The 22,357-nt window shown below is 60.6% G+C and carries 18 protein-coding genes; 11 read left to right on the top strand and 7 right to left on the bottom strand.

The features are described 5' to 3' along the window. The first annotated feature begins 114 nt into the window (after positions 1 to 114). The 5 genes from NH398_RS07845 to NH398_RS07825 all read left to right on the top strand — a co-directional run bounded on the left by NH398_RS07845 (position 115) and on the right by NH398_RS07825 (position 5,037). On the top strand, positions 115 to 1,050 hold the full coding sequence (locus tag NH398_RS07845; protein ID WP_253017689.1) for a glyoxylate/hydroxypyruvate reductase A: 936 nt from the start codon (positions 115 to 117) through the stop codon (positions 1,048 to 1,050). Between the two features lie 155 nt (positions 1,051 to 1,205). Continuing rightward, entirely contained in the window at positions 1,206 to 1,847 is a 642-nt protein-coding gene (locus NH398_RS07840; protein ID WP_253018139.1) for a hypothetical protein, read from the top strand. Further along, on the top strand, positions 1,848 to 2,780 hold the full coding sequence (locus tag NH398_RS07835) for a lysine exporter LysO family protein (protein WP_253017688.1): 933 nt from the start codon (positions 1,848 to 1,850) through the stop codon (positions 2,778 to 2,780). Positions 2,781 to 2,855: 75 nt separating this feature from the next. Continuing rightward, positions 2,856 to 4,085 (top strand): spore maturation protein, encoded by a 1,230-nt coding sequence (locus NH398_RS07830; protein ID WP_253017687.1) that lies wholly within the window; start codon positions 2,856 to 2,858, stop codon positions 4,083 to 4,085. An 85-nt stretch (positions 4,086 to 4,170) separates the two neighbouring features. Beyond that, positions 4,171 to 5,037 (top strand): DMT family transporter, encoded by an 867-nt coding sequence (locus tag NH398_RS07825; protein WP_253017686.1) that lies wholly within the window; start codon positions 4,171 to 4,173, stop codon positions 5,035 to 5,037. On the opposite strand, the gene NH398_RS07820 is transcribed toward NH398_RS07825, so the two are convergent. From NH398_RS07820 to NH398_RS07800, 5 genes are all read right to left on the bottom strand, one after another. Beyond that, entirely contained in the window at positions 5,034 to 6,050 is a 1,017-nt protein-coding gene (locus NH398_RS07820) for an asparaginase (protein ID WP_253017685.1), read from the bottom strand. The two genes, NH398_RS07825 and NH398_RS07820, sit on opposite strands and share 4 nt — an antisense overlap. Positions 6,051 to 6,108: 58 nt before the next feature. Further along, the gene (locus tag NH398_RS07815; protein WP_253017683.1) at positions 6,109 to 7,572 is read right to left on the bottom strand and encodes an alanine/glycine:cation symporter family protein; all 1,464 of its coding nucleotides are present in this window, start codon (positions 7,570 to 7,572) and stop codon (positions 6,109 to 6,111) included. A 239-nt stretch (positions 7,573 to 7,811) separates the two neighbouring features. Then, entirely contained in the window at positions 7,812 to 9,995 is a 2,184-nt protein-coding gene (locus tag NH398_RS07810; protein ID WP_253017681.1) for an OsmC domain/YcaO domain-containing protein, read from the bottom strand. Between the two features lie 108 nt (positions 9,996 to 10,103). Beyond that, entirely contained in the window at positions 10,104 to 10,988 is an 885-nt protein-coding gene (locus tag NH398_RS07805) for an alpha/beta hydrolase (RefSeq protein ID WP_253017679.1), read from the bottom strand. Between the two features lie 30 nt (positions 10,989 to 11,018). Next, a complete protein-coding gene (locus tag NH398_RS07800; protein ID WP_253017677.1) occupies positions 11,019 to 11,903 on the bottom strand; it encodes a LysR family transcriptional regulator in 885 nt (294 codons plus the stop codon). A gap of 119 nt (positions 11,904 to 12,022) precedes the next feature. Here NH398_RS07800 and NH398_RS07795 point away from each other — a divergent pair, with 119 nt between their 5' ends. Both NH398_RS07795 and NH398_RS07790 read left to right on the top strand, forming a co-directional pair. Beyond that, entirely contained in the window at positions 12,023 to 13,033 is a 1,011-nt protein-coding gene (locus tag NH398_RS07795; protein WP_253017667.1) for a zinc-binding alcohol dehydrogenase family protein, read from the top strand. Positions 13,034 to 13,144: 111 nt separating this feature from the next. Further along, entirely contained in the window at positions 13,145 to 13,948 is an 804-nt protein-coding gene (locus NH398_RS07790; protein WP_253017665.1) for a helix-turn-helix transcriptional regulator, read from the top strand. Positions 13,949 to 13,959: 11 nt separating this feature from the next. Here NH398_RS07790 and NH398_RS07785 read toward each other — a convergent pair whose 3' ends face one another. Further along, positions 13,960 to 14,547: a TetR/AcrR family transcriptional regulator gene (locus tag NH398_RS07785; RefSeq protein ID WP_253017663.1), complete on the bottom strand. Its 588-nt coding sequence runs from the start codon at positions 14,545 to 14,547 to the stop codon at positions 13,960 to 13,962. Positions 14,548 to 14,762: 215 nt separating this feature from the next. On the opposite strand from NH398_RS07785, the gene NH398_RS07780 reads away from it, so the two are divergent. Genes NH398_RS07780 through NH398_RS07765 form a run of 4 tightly spaced genes read left to right on the top strand, consistent with a single transcriptional unit; the run spans position 14,763 to position 21,256 of the window. Beyond that, positions 14,763 to 15,968: an efflux RND transporter periplasmic adaptor subunit gene (locus NH398_RS07780; protein ID WP_253017661.1), complete on the top strand. Its 1,206-nt coding sequence runs from the start codon at positions 14,763 to 14,765 to the stop codon at positions 15,966 to 15,968. Further along, positions 15,965 to 19,063, top strand: a complete 3,099-nt coding sequence (locus tag NH398_RS07775; protein WP_253017659.1) for an efflux RND transporter permease subunit — start codon at positions 15,965 to 15,967, stop codon at positions 19,061 to 19,063. Before NH398_RS07780 ends, NH398_RS07775 begins: the two co-directional genes overlap by 4 nt. After that, positions 19,063 to 20,487 (top strand): ATP-binding protein, encoded by a 1,425-nt coding sequence (locus tag NH398_RS07770; RefSeq protein ID WP_253017657.1) that lies wholly within the window; start codon positions 19,063 to 19,065, stop codon positions 20,485 to 20,487. Before NH398_RS07775 ends, NH398_RS07770 begins: the two co-directional genes overlap by 1 nt. Positions 20,488 to 20,509: 22 nt before the next feature. After that, positions 20,510 to 21,256: a response regulator gene (locus NH398_RS07765; protein WP_253017655.1), complete on the top strand. Its 747-nt coding sequence runs from the start codon at positions 20,510 to 20,512 to the stop codon at positions 21,254 to 21,256. A gap of 5 nt (positions 21,257 to 21,261) precedes the next feature. Here NH398_RS07765 and NH398_RS07760 read toward each other — a convergent pair whose 3' ends face one another. Continuing rightward, positions 21,262 to 22,179 carry an alpha/beta hydrolase gene (locus NH398_RS07760; RefSeq protein ID WP_253017653.1) on the bottom strand — a complete coding sequence of 306 codons (918 nt, stop codon included), beginning with the start codon at positions 22,177 to 22,179 and terminating at the stop codon, positions 21,262 to 21,264. Positions 22,180 to 22,357 lie beyond the last annotated feature (178 nt).

The raw sequence follows: 22,357 nt of genomic DNA, 5'->3' as shown, positions 1-22,357 counted from the left end.
AATGTTGACAGCGCCTTTACGAGGGCAACGTCAGGCATAGCGCGGGTTGCGCACGCCTATCGCTCTCACCCATGATAGTGGGCAACGGCATTGGGCAGATGATCAGGAGATGGTATGAAAATCGTGGTGCATATCGACGACGCAGAACAGTGGCAACACGCCATTGCCGAAGCGCTGCCTCAGGCGACCGTTCTCACCAGCGACGCGCCTGCTAGCGAGCGCATCAACGCCGACTACCTGGCCGTATGGAAAGCGCCAGCGCACCTTTTGCAGGAACAAACCCAGCTAAAAGGCATTATCAATCTAGGCGCAGGCGTCGACCATCTGCTCAAGACCCCCGGGCTGCCCAAAGACGTGCCCATCGTGAAATTGCGCGACGCGGGTATGAGCGAGCTCATGGCCGATTACGTGCTCTATGGCGTGCTGCACTTCTACCGCAGCATGGATCGCTACGCCGCGCAGCAGCCCACTGCTCGGTGGCAGCCCCATGCCGTGCCCGATAAAGCGAGCTGGCCAGTGGGCGTGTTGGGGCTAGGAGCCATCGGCAGCTATGTCGCCAGCGCTCTTCAACAGGCGGGCTTTCCCGTCTTGGGCTGGAGCCGCACGCCTAAAAAGATCAGCGGCGTGCGTTGCCTACACGGCGATGACGGGTTGAACGAGCTGTTGAGCCAAGTGCAAAGCGTGGTGACGATCCTGCCTGACACGGCAGCGACTCGGCACATTCTCGACGCCCAGCGGCTGGCCCAACTTCCCAAAGGGGCAAGTGTCATCAATCCTGGGCGCGGTAGCTTGATCAATGAGCAGGCGCTGCTGAACGCGTTGGGTTCGGACGAGCATTCAGGTCATCTGCGCGGCGCGCTGTTGGATGTCTTCCATGAAGAGCCCCTGCCCGCTGACCACCCGTTATGGCAACACCCCAAGGTCCTCGTCACACCCCATATGGCGGCGCCCACGCCACTGAACGACGCCATCGATCAGGTGATCTCGTACCTGCATGCTTTCGATGCAGGGGAGCCACTGGCCACCGTGAACCCGGCAATGGGCTACTGACGGCTCCCCCTGCGCTCGCTATACTCGCCCAAGGAACCAAGCGCTCGCTAAAGGCTCTTAGGACAACAGACTGGATGGAGGAAGGGCCTTTGCATCACACACTCGCTCGTGCCGCGCAACGCGGCTTGATTGGCGCTGCTTTGGGTGCCCTGCTGATGACAAGCACCGCTGCGCTTGCCGATGACGGCGCGTCATTGGTGTCTCCACAACCGTTCGAGGCGCAGTACCGGCTAGAGATTCGCGGCTGGCCCGGCGCGACCATCACGCATACGCTCACCAACGAGGGCTCGCACTGGTTGAGCGATATGAGCTTCTCCATTGCGGTGGCCCGCGGCCAGGAGCGCAGCCGCTTTTCGATTGACGACGACAGCACTCATTCACTGCTCTACAACAGCAGCTATTCGCTCTTCGGTGTGGGTGACAGCTATCAGCTCAACGAGGGCGATATTAGCTCCATCGACCGTCAGGCCGCGCTTTTCGACCTCTCCCGCCGGGCAGGCACCGAGGGCTGCACAGAAAGCAGCCCCTGTGATATCAGCTTCGTGGACCATCGCGGGCGGGACGAAAACTTTCAGTACTATGTGAATGCGCCCACCACAGCCCGCGTGCCTGCCGGTGAGTTCGAGGCCAAACAGGTCACGCTGATCGATGCCGAGAAACCTGATCGTCACCTGCTGATCAATTTTCATCCCGAATGGCCGGGACTCATCCTCTCTGCCACGTATGAGAAAGAGGGACGCAGACAAACGACGCTCACCATGACCCAATTCAACCCCGCCGGGGGTAACGCTCCCTAAATGCTTTCTGGCCTATTGATCGTTTTATTGCCGCTATTTTTGGGCTACTTGGTACGTGTCCGTTCGACCCGCTTGCTGAATCTGATTAACCGAGCCGTTAGCGGCTCGGTGTACCTGATACTGCTGTTGATGGGCGTGAGCCTCGCCGGGCTTGAGAATTTGGGCAGCCAGCTCTCTCGTCTGGGTGGCAACGCCCTACTGCTGTTTAGCATCACCACGCTGTTTAACTTAGCTGCACTATGGTGGCTTTCTCGGCGAGTGCGCTTAAGCGCGGGCGGCTCGCCGGTAGTGAAAGATGCCCCCACCAGCAAACTCGCCGCCATGCAGGGCTCGCTACTGCTGGTGGGCGTGGTGGCGGCGGGCGTCACCATGGGACTGCTGCTTGGGCCAATGGTTGGCGAGGCGCTGTTCACCACCGCTGACTGGCTAGCTGAGTGGGTGCTGTACCTGCTGCTGGTGTTGATTGGCTGCCAGTTACGCAACTCCGGTATGCCGCTGAAGCAAATTTTGCTCAACCGCTTGGGGCTCGCCATTGCAGTCACGCTGGCCGTTAGCTCGCTGCTAGCGGGCTTAGTGGCCGCCCCGCTGCTTGCGCTGAGCTGGAACGAAGGTCTGGCCATGGCCTCAGGCTTCGGCTGGTACTCGCTGTCCGCCATCCTGATTGGCGACCAGCTTGGCCCGCTGATGGGTGGTGTGGCGTTCTTCAACGACCTCACCCGCGAGCTGCTGGCGTTCATCCTGATCCCGCTGGTCATTCACCGCCACACCGCGCTGGCGATTGGCTACGGCGGGGCGACCTCCATGGATTTCACCCTGCCCGTCATTCAACAACACGGCGGCGTGGCCTGCGTGCCCATTGCCGTGGTGAGCGGCTTTATCCTCTCGCTGCTCTCCCCGCCGCTGATTCTGTTCTTTCTTTCGCTTTCGGGTTAGCACGCACGGGCGCTCCTTGGTTAGGATACGCAGCAAGCGCATACCCTCTTTTATGACCAAGGACGCCCACCCGCCATGCTCAACGGAATCTGGTTAAGCTTCTTTATTGCCGCCTTTGCGGCATCGCTCTGGCAGTGGCTGGTGGGTGGCGATAGCGACGTGTTTGCCCGCTTGGTGCAGTCGCTGTTCGATATGGCGAAAGTGAGCGTCGATATTATCTTGGTGCTGCTGGGCACCATGACGCTGTGGCTGGGGTTTCTTTCCATTGCCGAAAAGGCGGGATTAATACGACTGCTGGGGCGGGTACTCGACCCGTTGTTTAGCCGCTTGATGCCAGAAGTGCCCCGTGGCCACCCGGCCATGGGGCTAATCAGCATGAACTTCGCGGCGAACATTCTCGGCCTGGATAACGCCGCCACGCCGATCGGTATCAAAGCGATGCATTCGTTGCAAAGTCTTAATCCCAGCAGTGAGACTGCCAGCAACGCGCAAATCCTGTTTTTAGTGCTCAACACGTCGTCGCTCACCCTGCTGCCCGTCACTATTTTTATGTACCGCGCCCAACAGGGAGCCGCCGACCCGACGCTGGTCTTTTTACCAATCTTGTTAGCGACAAGCGCCTCTAGCCTGGCTGGGCTGTTGGCGGTAGCGGTGATGCAGCGTTTAAAGCTCTGGCACCCGGTCGTGTTGGCCTATTTAGTGGCGGCTGCGTTAGCGTTAGGGCTATTGATCACTACCTTGGCGGGGATGTCCGCTCAGGCGCTGGCGGCGGCTTCAACCCTGGTGGGCAATCTGACCCTGTTTAGCATTGTGATGATGTTTCTGGTGGTTGGCGCGCTGCGCGGAGTGAAGGTGTACGACGCCTTTATCGAAGGGGCTAAAGAGGGCATGAGCTTTACCATCACACTGCTGCCCTACCTGGTTGCCATGCTGGTCGCGGTGGGTGTGCTACGCGCCAGCGGCGTGCTGGATGCCGGGCTTGGCGGTATCCGCTGGCTGGTTGAGGGCATCGGCTGGGACACCCGCTTTGTGGATGCGCTGCCCACCGCCTTTGTGAAGCCCCTTTCCGGCAGTGGCTCCCGAGCCATGATGATCGAAACCATGAACACCTTTGGTGTCGATAGCTTCCCTGGGCTACTGGCGGCCACCTTCCAAGGCAGCACCGAAACCACGTTTTACGTGCTGGCGGTTTACTTCGGTGCCGTAGGCATCACCCGCATTCGCCACGGCTTGGGCTGCGCGTTAGTAGCCGACGCGGCAGGCATTACTACCGCCATTGTTGTGTGTTACTGGTTCTTTGGTTAAGAAGTGACTCCCACGCTTTCGTTCACTGGTGACAGCGTCTACCTTTCAAGGCCACGCCAAACCATTCATGGACGAAAGGTGAATCATGCCAGGCGCCAGCACGATGTTGATTGCGCTCGCGGCGCTCTTCTGGGGTATTTCCGGAGGCATCGCGGGGATTCTGTTAGATAGCGGCTGGGACGCTGCCGTGGTCTCGTTTTATCGCGGCTTTGTCGGGCTCGTCTTCGCACTGGTGTGGCTTGTATTGCAACGGGGCGGTCGCGGCTTGGCCAGCAGGCCGCTATGGTTCTGGTCAGTGGTGGCGGGCCTGGGGGTGGCGGGCAACTTTACCTTCTACTTTCTCAGTATCGAACACGGCAGCGTGGCGGTGGCGGCTACCCTGATGTACTGCGCTCCGGTGTTTGTCTATCTGGCTTCGTTTGCGCTCAAGCTTGAGCGCCCGACGGCCGTTAAGTGGCTGGCCATCGCGCTGGTCATGGTCGGCGTGGTGCTACTGACCAAGCTGTACGCCATTGGCGCAGGTGACCTGTCGTTGATGGGCGTCGCCACGGGTCTACTGGCGGGACTTTCCTACGCGCTGTTCATTTTTAGTTTCAAATACGCCGCGCCCCATGGCAGCCCCTCCGCCGTGCTTTCGATTGCCTTCACGGTGCTGGCCGTCGTTCTGATTGTGCCAGCCGATTTGTCTCAAACCATCAGCGTGGTCAGCGCACCAGAGCTTCCGCTGTTTGTGGCGTTGGGTATTTTGGGAGCGGGCCTGTCGTTTCTGCTTTATGCGGTAGGCATCAAACACGCCGCCCCGGCGTTAGCGTCCATGGTGGCCATGGTCGAGCCGGTCACCGCCACGCTGTTTGGGGTGGCGGTGCTGGGTGAAAATTTGGAGATGATTCAGATGGTCGGCATGGGGATTATCTTACTGACCGTGACCGCGCTGAGCGTGACATCCCGCTAACGGGCCGTCGCTTCACCGCGAATGGGCGCACTGAGCGCTTTGCGCAGCGCTGGCCCAGAAAGCCCTTGGCCAAGCAGCACGGTAAGCTTCGCGACGGCAGCTTCCAGCGTGATATCGCCCCCGGCGATCACGCCCGCTTGATTGAGTGCCGCCCCCGTGGCGTAGGCGTCTTGAACGACCTCCCCCTGGGCACACTGAGTGACGTTGAGCAGCGCCACCCCCCGTTCGTTAGCGGCTTGCATGGCGTTTAGCAGTTCACCTTCAAAGCTTGGCGGATTGCCCACGCCATAGCTTGAGATCACCAATCCTTTGAGAGTGGCATCCTCCAGCAGCGCTTTAGCACGCCTTAACGACATACCAGGATGCAGCGGCAGTACCGCCACCGCGTCGTCGTCTAGCTGAAGGGGTGAAAAACTGGGCTCCCCGCTGAGCAGCGCCGACGGTTGGGGAAAGCTAATGCCAATGCCTATCTCGGCCAGCCAAGGGAAGTTGGGAGAATCGAAGGCATCCAAACCTTGCGTGCGCACCTTGCGGGCGCGGTTGCCGCGCAGCAGCCGGTCATGAAAGAGCAGGCTCACTTCGCAGGGGGTGGCCGGATGAGCAGCCAGCTGTAGCGCGCTGGCCACGTTGTTCAGCGCGTCGCTTCTTGGCTCACCCAGCGGAATTTGAGAGCCGGTGAAGATCACCGGCTTGTTGAGCGCACCGAGCATAAACGATAGCGCCGCAGCGCTGTAGGCCATGGTATCGGTGCCGTGCAGGATGATGAACGCATCGTAAGCCTGCCAGTGGCTTTCCAGCACGGCCACGAGGCGATTCCACGCCTCGGGCATCAGTTCGGCGCTGTCGATCAGTGGCTGCATTTCCACCACATCGAAAGCAGGCAGCCGGTAAGGGTCGCCCAAGGCCAGCTGCGCCGCTAAGCGCTCGGCCAGCCCCGCGCTGGGTACATACCCCTGGGGCGATGGCTGCATACCAATGGTGCCGCCAGTGTAGAGCATGAGAACGCGTGGCATGAGCGCTCCTTACCTGATGTACAGTCGATTGAAAAAAACGAAGATTGAAAAAACGAACTTACTTCGCCGGCGCGCTTTCCAAGCGCTGCTTCAGCGCTTCGGCCTCTTCGGGCTCCAGTTCCCACGCTTTGGGGTCCAGGTCGAGATCCGGGTGCTGGTTGGCGTCGAAAATCGGCTGTTTGATGCCCTGACGGCGCTGGCTATCGAAATCGTTCATGATACGCAGGCCGCACTTGAACAGCAGAATCAGCGCCACCAGGTTCACCACCGCCAAGAGGCCCATGGTCACGTCGGCAAAGCCGAACACGGTGCCTAGATCCGTGGTCGCACCCCAGCACACCAGCAGCACAATCGCCACGCGGAAGGCGTTGAACAGGTTCTGGTTATCGCGGCTGAAGAAGTTCAGGCTGTTCTCGCCCAGGTAGTAGTTGTACAAAATGGTGCTGAAGGCGAACAGCAGCAGCGCCAGGCTCACAAAGGTACGACCCCACTCGCCCACGTGGTCTGCCAGAGCAGCCTGGGTCAGCGCAATGCCTTCAACGCCAGCACCGGCGGCCGGGTCGTATACGCCGCTGAGCAGAATCAAAAACGCCGTGGCCGAACAGATGATTACCGTATCGATAAACACCGAGAACGCCTGCACGATGCCCTGGTTGGCCGGGTGCGGCACGTAGGCAACGGCGGCCACGTTGGGCGCACTGCCCAGGCCCGCTTCGTTGGAGAACAGGCCGCGTTTCAAGCCCATCATGATGGCAGCGCCAATACCGCCGCCCACCAGCGGCTCCAGGCCAAACGCGCTCTTCACGATCAGCGCGATCACACCAGGAATCTCAGTGATGTTCAACGCAATGACCAGCAGCGCCACGGCGATGTAGCCCACGGCCATGAACGGCACCAGAAATTCGGAAATACGGGCAATACGCTTGATACCGCCAAAGATGATCAGCCCCACCAACATGGCCAGCGCGATACCGCTGTACAGCACCGGCACGCCAAAGGCGTCGCCAAACGACGTGGCAACGGCATAGGACTGCAGGGCCGTAAAGGCAAAGCCGAAGGTAATCAGCAGCAGCACCGAGTAGAACGCCGCCAGCCAGCGCCACTGCTTGCCCAAGCCTTTGACGATGTAATACGCCGGGCCGCCACGGTAGGTGCCGTCGCCCTCGGCCTCTTTATAGGTTTGCGCCAGCGTACACTCCAGAAAGCTGGTGGCCATGCCCATCAGGCCCACCAACCACATCCAGAAAACGGCACCGGGGCCGCCCAGCGTAATCGCCACGGCCACACCGGCAATGTTGCCGCCGCCTACACGTCCAGCCACCGACAGCACCAGCGCCTGGAAGGAGCTTAAGTGGCCGTGCTGATTACGCTTGAAAGCTTGTCCTGAGCCCAGGATGCGAAACATTTCACCGAAATAGCGAAACTGCACAAAGCGGGAGGCAACGGTAAAACCGATCCCCACTCCCACCAGTAAAACGAGTAGAACCTTCCCCCAGAGGAGGTCATTGAGCATATCGAGCATGGGATACTCTCCGCGTTATTATTGAGCGTTATGGAAGTTGCGTCGTTAACGACCGCGTCTTTTTGCTATTGAGATGCGCGAAGAGTGTTGTACCAAGCCAAGCCTGCCATGAAATTTGGCGCAGCGGTGCAGTTGGTTGCACTCACTGCGCCAATTACTGCACCAGAGTGCACCACATAAAAAACGGTGCGGGCCACTGAAGGCCACGCACCGCTGTTTTTGCTCACCGATAACTGCCGTTAGAAGCCCGCTTTTGCCGCCCGCGCTGCGTGAAGCTTCTTGTAGCTTTCGATCAGGCGCTGGTGGCGATCCAAGCCCTCTAACTGCATATTGGTGGGCGTTAGGCCGTGGAAGCGTACGCTGCCGTCTACTGATCCCACGACGGCTTCCATGGTCGCTTCGCCGAACATGCGCTTGAAGTTGGGCAAGTAGTCGTCCAGCTCCAATTCGTCGTCCAGCTCAATCTCCAGCACCGCGTTTACCGCCTGATAGAACAGGCCGCGCTCGACGGTGTTGTCGTTGTACTGAAGGAACATCTGCACACAGTCCAGCGCCTCTTCATGGCGGCCCAGTGCTAGGTAGACCAGCAGTTTCAGCTCCAGAATGGTCAACTGGCCCCACACGGTGTTCTCGTCGAACTCGATACCGATCAGCGTGATGATATCGGCGTGGTCGTCCATCTGGCTCTCTTCCAAGCGCTCGACGAGATCGGTGAGCTGGTCGTCATCCAGGCGGTGCAGGTTGAGGATATCTTCGCGGTAGTCCAGCGCCTTATTGGTGTTGTCCCAAATCAGGTCTTCAATCGGGTACACCTCGGAGTAGCCCGGCACCAGAATGCGGCAGACCGGCGCGCCTAAGTCTTCATGTACCGCCATGTACACTTCCGCGCCCAGCTCTTCGAAAATACCGAACAGGGTCTCGGCTTCCTCGTCGTTGCTGCCGGAGAAGTCCCACTCGCTGAACTCGAAGTCGGGCTTGGCACTGAAGAAGCGCCAGGAGACCACGCCCACCGAGTCGATGAAGTGCTCGACGAAGTTGTTGGGCTCGGAGACGGTCTGCGAGTTGAAGGTTGGCAGCGGCAGGTCGTTCAGGCCTTCGAAGCTGCGGCCTTGGAGCAGCTCGGTCAAGCTGCGCTCCAGCGCCACTTCAAAGCTTGGGTGGGCACCGAAGGAGGCAAACACGCCGCCGGTGCGCGGGTTCATCAAGGTGACGCACATCACCGGGAACTGCCCGCCCATGGAGGCATCTTTGACCAACACTGGGAACCCCTGGGCTTCCAGGGCGTTAATGCCCTCGACAATGCTCGGGTACTTGGCCAGCACTTCTTGGGGTACGTCGGGCAGGGTCAATTCCTGTTCGAGGATCTCCCGCTTCACCGCCCGCTCGAAAATTTCTGAGAGGCACTGCACCTGGGCTTCCACCAGGGTGTTGCCCGCGCTCATGCCGTTGCTGAGGAACAGGTTTTCGATCAGGTTGGAGGGGAAGTAGACCGTTTCGCCATCGCTTTGGCGCACAAAGGGCAGCGAAACGATGCCGCGATCTTCGCGGCCCGAGTTGGTATCAATCAGGTTCGAGCCACCCAGCTCGCCTTCCGGGTTGTAAATCGCCAGGCAATGCTCATCGAGAATGCCTTCCGGCAGCTCGTCATTCGGCCCTGGTTTAAACCACTTCTCGTTAGGGTAGTGAACGAATTCGCTGCCCGCGATCTCTTCACCAAAGAACTGATCGTTGTAGAAAAAGTTGCAGCTCAGGCGCTCGATAAACTCGCCCAGCGCCGAACAGAGCGCGCTCTCTTTGGTCGCGCCTTTGCCGTTGGTAAAGCACATGGGGGACGCCGCATCGCGGATATGCAGCGACCACACGTGGGGCACGATATTGCGCCATGAAGCAATTTCGATCTTCATGCCGAGGTCGGCCAAAATACCGCTCATATTGGCAATGGTCTGCTCCAGCGGCAGGTCTTTACCGGGGATAAAGGTGCTGCCTCCTTCCGGCGCGCCCATCAGCAGCGCTTGGGCGTCTTCGTCGATGTTTTCGACCACTTCGATCTGGAACTCGGGGCCGGTCTGAACGACCTTCTTCACTGTACAACGGTCGATGGAGCGCAGGATGCCTTCGCGATCCTTTTCCGAGATATCTTCCGGCAGCTCGACCTGGATTTTGAAGATCTGCTTGTAGCGATTTTCCGGATCAACGATGTTGTTTTGCGACAGGCGAATGTTCTCGGTGGGAATATTGCGCGCGTTGCAGTACACCTTGACGAAGTAGGCGGCACACATGGCCGACGACGCCAGGAAGTAGTCAAACGGGCCAGGGGCCGAGCCGTCGCCCTTGTAGCGAATCGGCTGGTCGGAGATGACCGTAAAATCGTCGAACTTGGACTCCAGGCGGAGGTTGTCGAGATAGTTAACTTTGATTTCCATAAGCGGGCGTCCGGAGTAATGAGTGTGCCTGAGCGCCAACGCATCAGGCGAATGGCGGCCATTATCCAGTTTTTTGCCCGCTTCGTCTTGGGCAGTCGCGTGAATCGCTTATTGCGGATCCAGCAAGAACGGCAGCGCTTCCTCTAACAGCACGTCAGGAATCTCTTCGGCGATATAGTGCCCGCAAGGCAGCGCCTTGCCTTCTACCTGGGTCGCTACCTTGCGCCACTCGCCCAGGGCATCAAAGCAGGCTTCAATCGCCCCTTGGGCACCCCACATCACGTTGATGGGGCAGGTCAGTTTCACACCCGCATCGATATCCGCCTGATCGTGCTCTAAATCGATAGTCGCGCTGGCGCGGTAGTCGCCGCAGATGCCGGTGGCCGTGCCGGGAAGCGCCAGGCAGCGCTCGTACTCTGCCAGCGCTTCTGGGGCGAACGGTGCCATGCCCGCGCTGCGGGCGCCCATCACGCTTTTTAAGTACTGAGCGGGATCGGCTTGAATCAGCATTTCTGGCAGCGGCTGGGGGCGAATCAGAAAGAACCAGTGCCAGTAGCTGCGGGCGAACGCCTCATTGGTGCCACGGTACATGGCCAGCGTGGGGGCGATATCTAAAAGCACCATGCGCTCGACCCGCTCGGCGGAGTCAACGCCTAAACGATGCGCCACCCGCGCGCCACGGTCGTGGGCTAGCACCTTGAAACGCTCGAACCCCAGCGCGCTCATCAGCTCCGCCATATCGGCGGCCATGGTGCGCTTGGCGTAATTGAAGTGCGCTGCGTCGTCATCCGGCTTACTGCTGTCGCCGTAGCCGCGCAGGTCGGCGGCAATCACCGTAAAGTGCTGGGCAAGCGTGCCCGCGACTTTGTGCCAAATCATATGGGTCTGCGGGTGGCCGTGAAGCAGCAGCAGCGCCGGGCCGCTGCCGCCCATCCGATAGGCAATATCGACGCCGTTAACGCGGCGTGTCTGTTTCTCAAACCCCTCAAACATGGCTAGCTCCTCGCGGATAGATAATGCTCTTCACTTGGCGTCCTCTTCTAACCGTTCGATCAGAAAGTCTTTCAGCGCGACCACAGCGGGCGTGAGCGACAGCCGATGCGGGCAGACGAGATACAGCGGCGCGGGCTCGGTAGAAAACGAGGCCAACAGCGCCACCAAGCGGCCTGCATCGAGGTCTGCCTGAACATCGAGGCGAGATTTATAGGCAATGCCCTCTCCCGCCAGCGCCCAGCGGCGTACACACTCGGCATCGTCGCTCACCCGATTGCCCTGCACGCTGATACGCTCACTGCCGAACTGCCACTGGTTGTGCACCCGCTCACCCAGGTTGAAGCAGAGGCAGTTGTGTTGGCATAGCGCCTCCGGCGTGGCAGGCTCGCCGTGGCGCGCGATATAGCTTGGCGCTGCGCACACTACCCGGTGGTTATCGCTTTTTAGCGGCAGGGCTACCAAGCTGGAATCCTCCGGCACGCCGTAGCGCAGGGCAATCTCCACCGGCTGGCGAAACAAATCGCTCACCCGGTCACTCACCCGAAGCCGCAGGCGCAGCTGCGGATGCCGCGCCATAAAGCGATCCAGCCAGCCCAGCAGCACGTTGCGGCCTAGATCAGACGGCATGGAGAGACTGAGCTCTCCCGCAATCTCTTGGCGCTCGCGGTGCAGCTCTTTCTCCCCTTCAGCAAGGGCACTCAGCGCCGTTTTCGCATGGACTAAATAGTGCGCCCCGGCGGGCGTTAGCCGCAAGCTGCGGGTAGAGCGAACCAGCAGCCGCGTGCCTAGCGCGTCTTCAAGCCGTTTGATCGCCACGCTAGCCACCGCTGGGGTAATCGCCAGCTCCCGCGCGGCGGCGGAAAGGCTGCCGTGCTCGGCGGCGTAGACAAGCACGTTTAGGTCATCGGTACGCATGGGTCGATGGCGCCCTTATTTTCAAAGAAAATGAGAAACTGTTAGCTACATTAGCCCTCTTTTTCATAAAACGACACCCAGGCATGATGACGCCATTCATCATCCCTCAGAGAGCCACTATGAAAGCATTTGCGTTTACCAAAAGCCTGCCGATCGACCACCCAGACGCCCTGCACGCCGTCGAGCTACCGCTGCCCACCCCCGAGCCCCACGATATTCGCGTCGCGGTGAGTGCGGTTTCCGTTAACCCGGTGGATGCCAAGGTGCGCAAGAGCGCGCTGCCCGAAGGCGGCGAGCCGCGCGTGCTGGGTTACGACGCGGTGGGCGTGGTCGATGCCGTGGGCAGTGCGGTCACTCGCTTTCAGCCGGGTGACCGGGTGTGGTACGCGGGCAGCATCGCACGCCAAGGCTCCAACGCTGAGTACCAGTTGGTCGATGAGCGCATCGCCAGCCTAGCGCCGAAGAGCCTCTCCGACGCCCAGGCCGCCGCCCTGCCGTTAACCGCCATTACCGCCTGGGAACTGCTGTTCGACCGCCTAGAGCTGGGCATGCGCGACACCAAAGGCAAAACCCTGTTAGTGGTAGGCGCTGCGGGGGGTGTTGGCTCGATTCTGATTCAGCTCGCCAAGCAGCTCACCGATATCACCGTGATTGCGACGGCCTCTCGCCCGGAAAGCCAAGCCTGGGTCACGTCGTTAGGCGCGGATGCGGTGATCGACCACCACCAGCCGCTGGATGAAGCGCTAAAAGGGGCAGGCTACGAGCAGGTGGATATGGTGATCAGCCTGAACCAAACCGACCACCACTTTGAGGCGATCATCAATGCCTTGAAGCCCCAGGGTAAACTGGCGCTGATCGATGACCCGGAGCTGATCGACGTGCGCAAACTCAAGCTCAAGAGCCTGTCACTGCACTGGGAGCTGATGTTCACGCGGCCGCTGTTTACCACCGAGGACATTGCCAAGCAGCACGACCTATTGGCTGATGTCGCCGCCATGGTGGATAGCGGCCGTTTAACCACGACGCTGGGCGAGGTGCTTGGCCCCATCACTGCCGATAACCTAACGCGTGCCCACGCGCTGATTGAAAGTAATCGCACCGTGGGTAAGTTGGTGTTAGAGGGCTTCTAACCACGCGCACCGCTTATTTTAAGCGGACGTAAAGAGCGAGCCGTTGCACTCTTGGGCGCAAGGCGGCACATTAGCCGCACCGCCACCGCCCAAGAGCCTCGAGTCTCGCCCATGCATGATGAATTTGTGGCCAATTTGCGCCTGCTGTGCAGTTACTACCCCTCCATTGCCGACGTGTGCCGTCGCCTGCCCATCAACCGGGCGCAGTTCAACCGCTACCTCAGCGGACGCTACTACCCCAGCCATGCCGCGCTCCAGCGTATTTGCCACTTTTTTGGCGTCACGCCAGACGACATTGCCCTGCCCCACCACGATTTTCGGGCGCTGGTACAAACCGGCCAGCTCAATGCCGACACCGCGAGCACCTCGCTGCCCTGGCCCAACGCGCTAATTCAGCGCGGCAGCGAAGGCATGGAGCGCTATCTAGGGCGCTATTTCGAGCTTTATCACTCTATGTCGCGCCCCGGCTATTTAATGCGCACGCTGGTGTGTTTGGAAGAGCGAGAAGGCGGCGTGGTGTATCAGCGCACCGAGCGAATGCAGGTGGTGCCGGGGAAACGCCCCTGCCATAACCGCTATGTCGGGGCGGCGGTCAAGCTAGCCGACCGGCTGTTTTTGGTCGACCACGAAACCCTCAACGGTCACGAGATCACCCAGACCATTCTATTCCCCAGCTTTCAAAGCCAGGTCACGCGGTTAACGGGCCTGAAAATGGGCGTGGCGGATAATAGCGAGCGCATGCCCTGCTGCGTGCGCGTGGTTTACCAACGTCTGGATGAACAGATCCGCTTACGCGACGCGCTGTCACAGTGCGGCTTGGTCGCGCTGGATGACCCGTCGCTGGATGCCTCCCTGCTCGCCGCCGTGAACAACGACGTGCCTAGCGGTGATTACCACTTCCGCGCTCGCCATTGATGTATCGCCTGCTAGCGGGGGGCCAGTACGTGATCGAACAAAATGGCCTCGAAGTGTTCCATAGGGGCCAGAGATTTGAGTGTTTTGGCCCGCAGAATCGCCCCTTCCCATCCGGAGAGAATAAAGCTGGCCAGCGCCTCAGGGGCAACGGCGGTATTGATCGTGCCGTCGGCCTGGGCTTGGCTCAAGCAGGCCACAAAGCGTTTTTCCCAACGCTGAAACACTAGATTCAGGGCATCACGGAAGGTATCACTCTGCCCGGAAAGCTCCTGACCCAGATTACCGATCAAGCAGCCGGTGGTGTGATCGCAGTCGAGCATATGGGCGCGCCCGGTGGCAAAGTAGCGGCGCAAACGCTCCAGGGGCGGCAGGTAGGGATCTTCCAGCAGCGCCGCTAACGACGCATCGTAATCGTCGGCGAAGCGCTCGATAACCGCCAAGCCGAAATCTTCTTTGCTAGAAAAGTAGTGGTAGAACGAGCCTTTGGGGACACCGCAGGTTTTTAATACAGCATTGATACCCGTCGCGTTATAGCCCTGCTGGGCAATCAGCTCGGCACCAGAATCAATGAGTTTGTCGCGGGTGGCGGTGTTTTTCATAACGTCATACAGACCAGGGAGTCTATGGCTTTTCACATGAATGATGGCAGCTATTGCTTGCTGCGTCAGCGTTTGGTGCAAAAAAGCCCCGTCACGTCGGGTTGCACACTTTTTGCACAAAGCTTACCTAATCGCTGCGTGGCAATCGGTGATGCTAGCATGATACGCGCTCTTTTCTGGAATTTTCGCTCTCAGCCAACGGATAACGCCCGTCCATGACCCCCTCTCGCTTTTACGCTTTTTCTCAGCAAGGTCGCATCGGCTTCGGTGCGCTGGCAGCGCTATTGGTGTTTGTCGGTGGTTTAGCTCTCGCTTGGTGGATCGTTAGCCAGCCACCCCGGGTCGAGCGCCGCCCGCCGCCACCGCCAACGCCGCCTGTGGTCGATGTCATCACTACGGAACAGCAGGTGCAGTCCCCCACTCTGAACGGCTTTGGCCGCGTTGAGGCAGAAAAATCCACCGAGCTTGCCAGCCGCGTAGCGGGCCAGCTAGAGCGCTTTGGCGATGGCGTGCTGCCTGGGCGAGTCGTGGAGCAAGGGGAGCCTGTGGCCCACATCGACCAAGCCGACCTGCGCTTAACGTTAGAAGACGCCGAAGCCCAGTTGGCAAATGCCCAGGCGCAGCTCGCCTTAGAGCAGGCCGAGCAGCAGCGCGCGCGCAGCGAGTACGAATCCTTTGGCCGCCAGCTCAGCGCCGAACGCCGCGCGCTGGTACTGCGTGAACCGCAGCTCCGTCAGGCCCAAGCTCAACTGACCCAAGCCCGCGTGGTGCGCGACCAAGCGGCGCTCAACCTAGAGCGTGCGACCTTAACCGCCCCGTGGCGGGCCATGGTGCAAGAGCGTTTGGTGGGCGCTGGCAGCCTGCTGAGCCAAGGCACTGCTGTCGCAAGCCTAGTCGGCGTTGAGCAGTTTTGGGTGCGCGCCTCGCTGCCGGGCGAAACGCTGGATTGGCTATCGCCGGGGGGGAGCGTCACGCTGACCAGCCAAGGCTGGCCAGAAGGCGCCTCTCGGGAAGGCACGTTGCTCTCTATTCTGCCCAACCTCGAAGAGAACGGCCTGCAGGCACAGCTGTTGATTGCCGTGGATGATCCGCTGGCGCTCAACCAGGACGGCCCCGCCCTGCGCTTGGGCGATGTGCTGCGCGTGGCGTTCCATACCACCGCCGAAGAGCCCTTGATTGCGCTGCCCTCAGCCGCACTACGCCCCGGCGAACAGGTGTGGTGGGTGGATGAGGATAATCGCCTGCAGAGCACCCAGGTCACGCTCGCCTATCGCGGCCAGGAAGAAGTGCTGATACGCAGCGGCCTGGAGCCAGGCCAGCGGGTGGTGACTGCCGGGCTGGCCCAACCCCGGGAGGGCCAGGAAGTACGGATTCGCCAGCGTGGCGATACCCCCGCTCAGGATGAGGGAGCGGCGCAATGATGCGTAAAGGCCCACTGGCGTGGATGGTCGATCACGGCGTCGCTCCTAACCTGATGATGGTGCTGTTTATCATCGGCGGGTTAATGGCATCGCTGGCGATTAAAAAAGAGGTCTTCCCTGAATTCGAGACCGAAATCGTTCAGGTCACCATCAGCTATCCGGGTGCCACGCCGGAGGATGTAGAGCAGAGCCTGCTACTCCCGGTCGAGGCCGCGATTGCCGATGTGGAAGGCATCGATGAACTGACCGCCAGCGCCAGCGAAGGCAGCGGGGTGGTGAGCGCCACGCTGATTGATGGCGTGGACGTGATGCGGGCGTATCAGGATATTCAGCAATCCGTGAACGCCATCACCACCCTGCCCGCCGCCGCCGACCCGCCCCGCTTCACCCTGGCAGGCCGCTCGCGCAGCGTGGTCAGCCTTCAGGTGTATGGCAACGTTGGCTTGGCCGCGCTTCACGACGCCGCCGAGAACGTACGCGCCGAGCTGCAGGCCACCAGCGGTATTTCCCGCGCAGAGCTTTCCGGCAACCGCGAACGGGAAATCCAGGTTCATTTGGATGACGAGGCCATCGAGCGCTACGGGTTGGATCATCAGCAGCTAGCCAGCCGCATCGCCGAGGAAGCGCTGGATCTTGCCAGCGGCCAGCTCACAACCGACGAGGGTGAGTGGCTGATTCGCTACCAGGGGCGGCGCAACAGTGCCGAAGAGTTTGCCGAACTGCCCATCTTGAACACAGCCCAGGGTGCGCCCGTTATGCTCGGCGATATCGCCAGAGTGAGCGAAGGCTTTGCCGAAACCGACCGGGAGGAGTTTTACAACGGCCAGCCGGGGCTATCGGTGGATGTGTATCAAATCGGCGACCAAACGCCCACGAGTATTTCTAATGCGGTTTACGGGGAGTTAGAGCGGCTGCAGGCCAACCTGCCTGAAGGCGTCAGCCTGGACGTTTCACGGGATAGCTCGGAAGTCTACGAAGACCGCCTCAGCCTGCTGCTGAAAAACGCCTGGATGGGCTTGGCTCTGGTACTGATTTTGATGGCGCTGTTTCTAGAGGCGCAGCTGGCCTTTTGGGTCACGCTAGGCATTCCCACGGCGTTTTTAGGGGCCATGCTGTTTCTGCCCTGGGTCGGCGTATCGCTCAATATGATGTCGATGTTCGCCTTTATCATCGCCCTCGGCATCGTGGTGGATGACGCCATCATGGTGGGCGAAAACATCTACAGCTACCGAGAGCAGGGCTACTCGCTGCGAGATGCAGCGGTTAAAGGCGCTCAAGAAATTGCCACCCCGCTGACCTTTGCCATCCTCTCCAATATCGTCGCGTTTCTCCCGCTGCTGTTCCTGCCGGGCTTTTTAGGGCTGATTTTTGCCACCGTGCCGGTGGTGGTGATTACCGTGTTTATTATCTCGCTAGTGGAAGCGCTGTTTATTCTGCCCGCCCACTTGGCCCACGCCAGCAAGCCCCGCCAAACGCCCGCGTGGCAGCGGCCTATAGAAGCGGTGCGACTCAGTATGCAGCGCGGTTTGCATCACTTCACCTATCAACAGTTTGAACCCCTGTTACAGCGCGCGCTCAATCAGCGCCTGCTGACCGTTTCCATTGGTGTCGCCATTCTCTGCGTGGCCATGGCCTGGGCAATGAGCGGGCGGTTGGGTTTTTCGCTGATGCCTCGGGTCGAGTCTGATCAGGTGCAAGCCACCGTCACCCTGCCGATTGGCAGCCATATCAGCGTGAGCCGCGAGCTAAGCCAACAGCTCCTCAATGCCGCCGCGCAGCTCAGCGAGCAGGAAGAGACGCTCACCTTCAGCAGTACCCGTAGCAGCCTAGATGGCGAAAGCCTGGAAGTGCGTTTGGATATCGCGCCGGAAAGCCTGGATGCCTGGCCCCCTTCTCGCATTGCCCAGGAGTGGCGGGATCTCACCGGGGATCTGTTAGGCGCGCAGTCGGTACGTTTTGAGTCTGACTTTGGCGGCCCCGGCAGCGGGGCGGCGCTGAGCCTGCGGCTCTCCCACCCCAATACCCAAGTACTAGAAGACGCCGCCGCAGGTTTGGCAGAACGGTTGGCAGAGTATGGCTTAACCGATATCGACAGCGGCCTGGGCGATGGCAAGCCGCAGCTAGAGATGCGTCTCTCCGCCGAAGGGCGTTCACTCGGGCTGACCGGCAGCGACCTCGCCCAGGCGCTGCGCGGCCCGCTGCAAGGAGCCACGGCGGTGGAGCAGTTTATCGGCCGCCAGGAGGTGAGCGTGGAAGTGCGCCTGCCGGAGCAGTCGCGCAACAGCCTTAGCGAGCTATACCGCCTGCCGGTCAGAACCCCCGACGGGATGAGCGTGCCGCTCTCTAGAGTCGCGGATATCACTCTGAGCCAAGCCTCTAGCAGCCTGCAGCGTATCGATGGGCGGCGGATTATCACCGTCACTGCCGATTCAGAGGGCGACCAAGCGATTAACCAAGTGCTCGCCACCCTTCAAGAAGAGGTCTTCCCCACGCTCAGCAACACCTGGCCAGGGCTTGAAGTGAGCATGGGCGGCCGTCAACAGGATACCGCCGACAACCTCGCCACCCTGCGTAATGCCATGTGGCTGATGTTAGCGGCCCTCTATGCGCTGCTCGCCATTCCGTTCAGAAGCTACCTGCAGCCGCTGTTGGTGATGGCCGCAATTCCGTTTGGTATCGTCGGCGCCGTGGGCGGTCATATGCTGATGGGCTTTGGGCTGTCGATCATCAGCCTATTAGGTATGCTAGCGCTCTCCGGCGTGGTGATTAACGATGCGCTGGTGTTGATCGACTACGCTAACCGTAAGCGACGGGAAGGCATGGCGCCTCGCGAAGCGATTGTGGCCGCCGCTACCCGTCGCTTGCGGCCGATTATGATGACCACGCTGACCACGTTCCTGGGGCTTGCGCCGATGATTTTGGAAACCTCACGCCAGGCACGCTTTATGATCCCCATGGCGATTTCGCTAGGCTTTGGCATGCTCTTCGCCACCATGATTCTGCTGCTGGTGGTGCCCTGCCTCTATTTAGGGCTGGAAAATCTGCGTGAACGGTTAAACGCGCCGCGCCAACCTAGCCAGCAGGGCGTGAACTAATGAGTAGATGGACCCGACTGCGTCAGTGGCGGCCCTCGCGGCTGGGGCTAAAGCTGTTCGTGGCGATTCTCAGCGTTAACGTGGCCATCGCGGCGAGCGTGTTTCTGGCGGTCTCGTACAGCATCGACCGCGGCTTTCTGGAGTATCTCAATCAGGCCCAGGAGCGGCGGGCCACGCTGCTCGCCGATGGACTGATTACCCGCTGGGAAACCCAGGGCGACTGGGCTTGGTTAGAAACGTCGCCTGATCGTTGGCCCTATATTGTGCGCTTTGAGCTCGGCCAGGAGCATCGCGACCGCCCCTCTCCCCTTGGCGAAGCCCAGGATTTCGCGCTGCGCGATAGCGACGGTGAGTATGTGGTGCCGCCAGCAGATGCACCGCGTGGCTCAATGGGCTGGCGCTGGCTGACGCTATACAGCGAAATGACCCCAAGCGGCCAGCGGGAAGCGATTGGCGCGCTGGGTTTTCGCCCGCCGCAGGAGATGATGGAGCGCATGGAGAGCCGCTTTCTGGAGCGCCAGCAGCGTAACCTCGTGCTTATCGTGATCTCGCTAGGGCTGGCCTCGCTGCTGCTGGCGGGCGGGCTCTCCTGGTGGCTGGGTCGGCGCACCCGCGCCTTGGCCGGGGCCACGCTGCGTTTGACCGAAGGCGACTACCACACCCGCCTGCCGGAGCGTGGCAAAGATGAGCTTTCCCGCCTCGCTCGCGATTTCAACGTGCTGGCTGCCACCCTCGAAGCCAGCCGTGAAGCCCGCGCCCGCTGGGTCTCGGACACCGCCCACGAGCTGCGCACCCCGCTGGCCGTGTTGCGCGGTGAAATTGAAGCCATGCAGGATGGCATCCGCCCGCTGAACCAGGAAAACTTAAGTTCACTGGCCCAGGAAGTGGCTCAGCTAGAGCGCTTAGTAGCCGATTTACGCCTGCTCTCCCAAAGCGATGCGGGCGCGCTGGATATCCAGCTTGCCCCCATGAATCTCAGCGAAAGCCTGGAAAGCCGCCTGAACGACGCCGACCGCTGGCTGGAAGAGAGCGGCCTGACCCTCACCACGGACCTGGCCGATGATGTGATGATTCGCGGCGATGCCCAACGGCTGCGCCAGCTGTGGAGCAACCTGCTGGATAACAGCTGCGCCTACACCCAACCGCCTGGCAAGCTAAACGTTGCCCTGACCTGCGAACGGGGCGACGCGGTGATTACCTGGCAAGACAGTGCCCCTGGCGTTCCCGAGGGAGAGCTGTCACGGCTGACCGAGCGACTCTACCGCGTGGAGGGTTCCCGCAACCGCGCCAGCGGCGGAAGCGGCCTAGGGCTTTCCATTGCCAGCGCGCTGGTAACGGCCCATGGTGGTACCCTCACCCCCAGCGCTTCGCCCCTTGGCGGCTTGACCTGGACCCTGCGGTTTCCGCTATTAACCGTCTCTTAACCCGACCCTAAGCGAGCTTGCGATGACCCAGCGTGCTGAACACCCCGAGGCTCTCGCCCAAGACGGTCTCTCTCAGGAGACCTCCCTACTGATCGTGGAGGACGAGCCTAAAATTGCCCGCCTCATGGCGGACTACCTGCAAAGCAATAACTTCGCTCCGACCATTATCAGCCATGGCAGTGACGTCATGCCCTGGCTGACACAACACTCGACGTCGCTGGTGCTGTTGGACGTGATGCTGCCGGGCAAAGATGGCCTGACGCTCTGCCGAGAAATTCGCCAACAGTGGCCGACCCTGCCGATCATCATGGTCACCGCCAAAGTAGAAGAAGTGGATCGTCTCCTCGGGCTCGAACTGGGTGCCGATGATTACATCTGCAAACCCTTTAGCCCGCGCGAAGTGGTGGCGCGTGTCAAAGCCGTGCTGCGCAGAAGCCATGCCGTCGCACAGGGCGATGCCCCAACCACCGCCAAGCATGCCCCGGTGACGCTGGACGAAGAGGGCTGGCAGGCGCTCGCCAATGGCCATGACCTAGGGCTAACCGCCGTGGAGTTTCAACTGCTGCGCGTGATGATGCAGTCGCCTGGCCGGATCTTCAGCCGCGAGCAGCTGATGGATCATATGTACCGCGACAACCGCATCGTGTCCGAACGCACGGTCGACAGCCACATCAAGAAGCTGCGTAAAAAGATCACCGAAGCCCTGCCCGACCAGGAGATCATCCGCTCGGTGTATGGGGTGGGCTATAAGTATCAGCCCGAGGGATAAGCCACTTACTCAGGCGCGACATGGCGGTTCAAGAACGCAATCCCCGCCTCGATGGCGCTTCCGCGCAGTAGGAAGCTCGTGACATGGCCACGCCCGCGCTGCAGGTAGAGTTCGCTAGGCGTCCCCTGGGCCTTCAACGCTGCGTAGAAGTCAGTGGCGTGATCGACCGGCACGAGCTGGTCCCAGCTGCCGTGAAACAGGAAAAACGGCGGTGCCTTAGCGGTGATTTGCCGGGCCGGAGAGGCCAGCGCGTAGGCCTCCGGCCGCTCGGCACGTGTGCCGCCGATAAAGTCGATCACGAGACGTCCATCGTCGAATTTCAACAGATCACTGGGTAACCCGCCCGCCAGCACTGCTGCCAAACGCGCATGCTCCCCGCCATAAGGCGCTGCCAACGGGCCTTCACTGCCAGCCAGGGCAAGCAAGCTGACCAAATGCGCGCCGGAGGAGAACCCGACACCGACGATGCGGTCGGTATCGATCTGCCAGTCAGTGGCGTTGTCGTGTATCCAGGCCATCGCCTGCTGGAGATCGTGTAGCTGCGCGGGGAAACGATAGTCAGGGGCAAAGCGGTGTTCGATATTCACCGTGACGTATCCCTGGGCCGCCAACTGCGCCGCGATGCCCTCCATATCCTCCGGCCCTCGATTACGCCACCCCCCACCGTGTACCACGAGCGCCGCAGGACGATGTGTGTCGCCTGACGTCTCGGGGAGCAGCACCTGGGCACGTAAGGTTTCGGGCCACGTCTCAGGCGTGTAGGGCTGAGGAGCTAGGCGGCTAAACGGCTGGGGGGCGCGCAGCGTGCCCTGCTCGATGGCAGGCTCCCCTTGGCTGACTTGATGCGTGGCACCGCAGCCGCTTAACCACACGGCTAGCGCGCTGACACTCACGATTCGGCGTAGACCACGAATATCTGGCATGCGTCTCTCCTTCTGACCAACGGTAGTGGCGTTTCCCCTCACCGCTCAACCGCCCCGTGCTCTATCTTGTCGTTTCGTCTCATCTGAGAAGGTCACGGTTGTTGCACACTTTGTGCAAACGTTTTACACCAAGCCCATGAATACTGACATCGTCAAATTACCATGTATTCACCGATGA

The organism is Halomonas sp. CnH100-B (genome assembly GCF_024124605.1).
GTDB lineage: Bacteria > Pseudomonadota > Gammaproteobacteria > Pseudomonadales > Halomonadaceae > Vreelandella.
The sequence above is the reverse complement of the archived record's forward strand: the minus strand, read 5'-3'. Positions and strand labels throughout refer to the sequence as shown.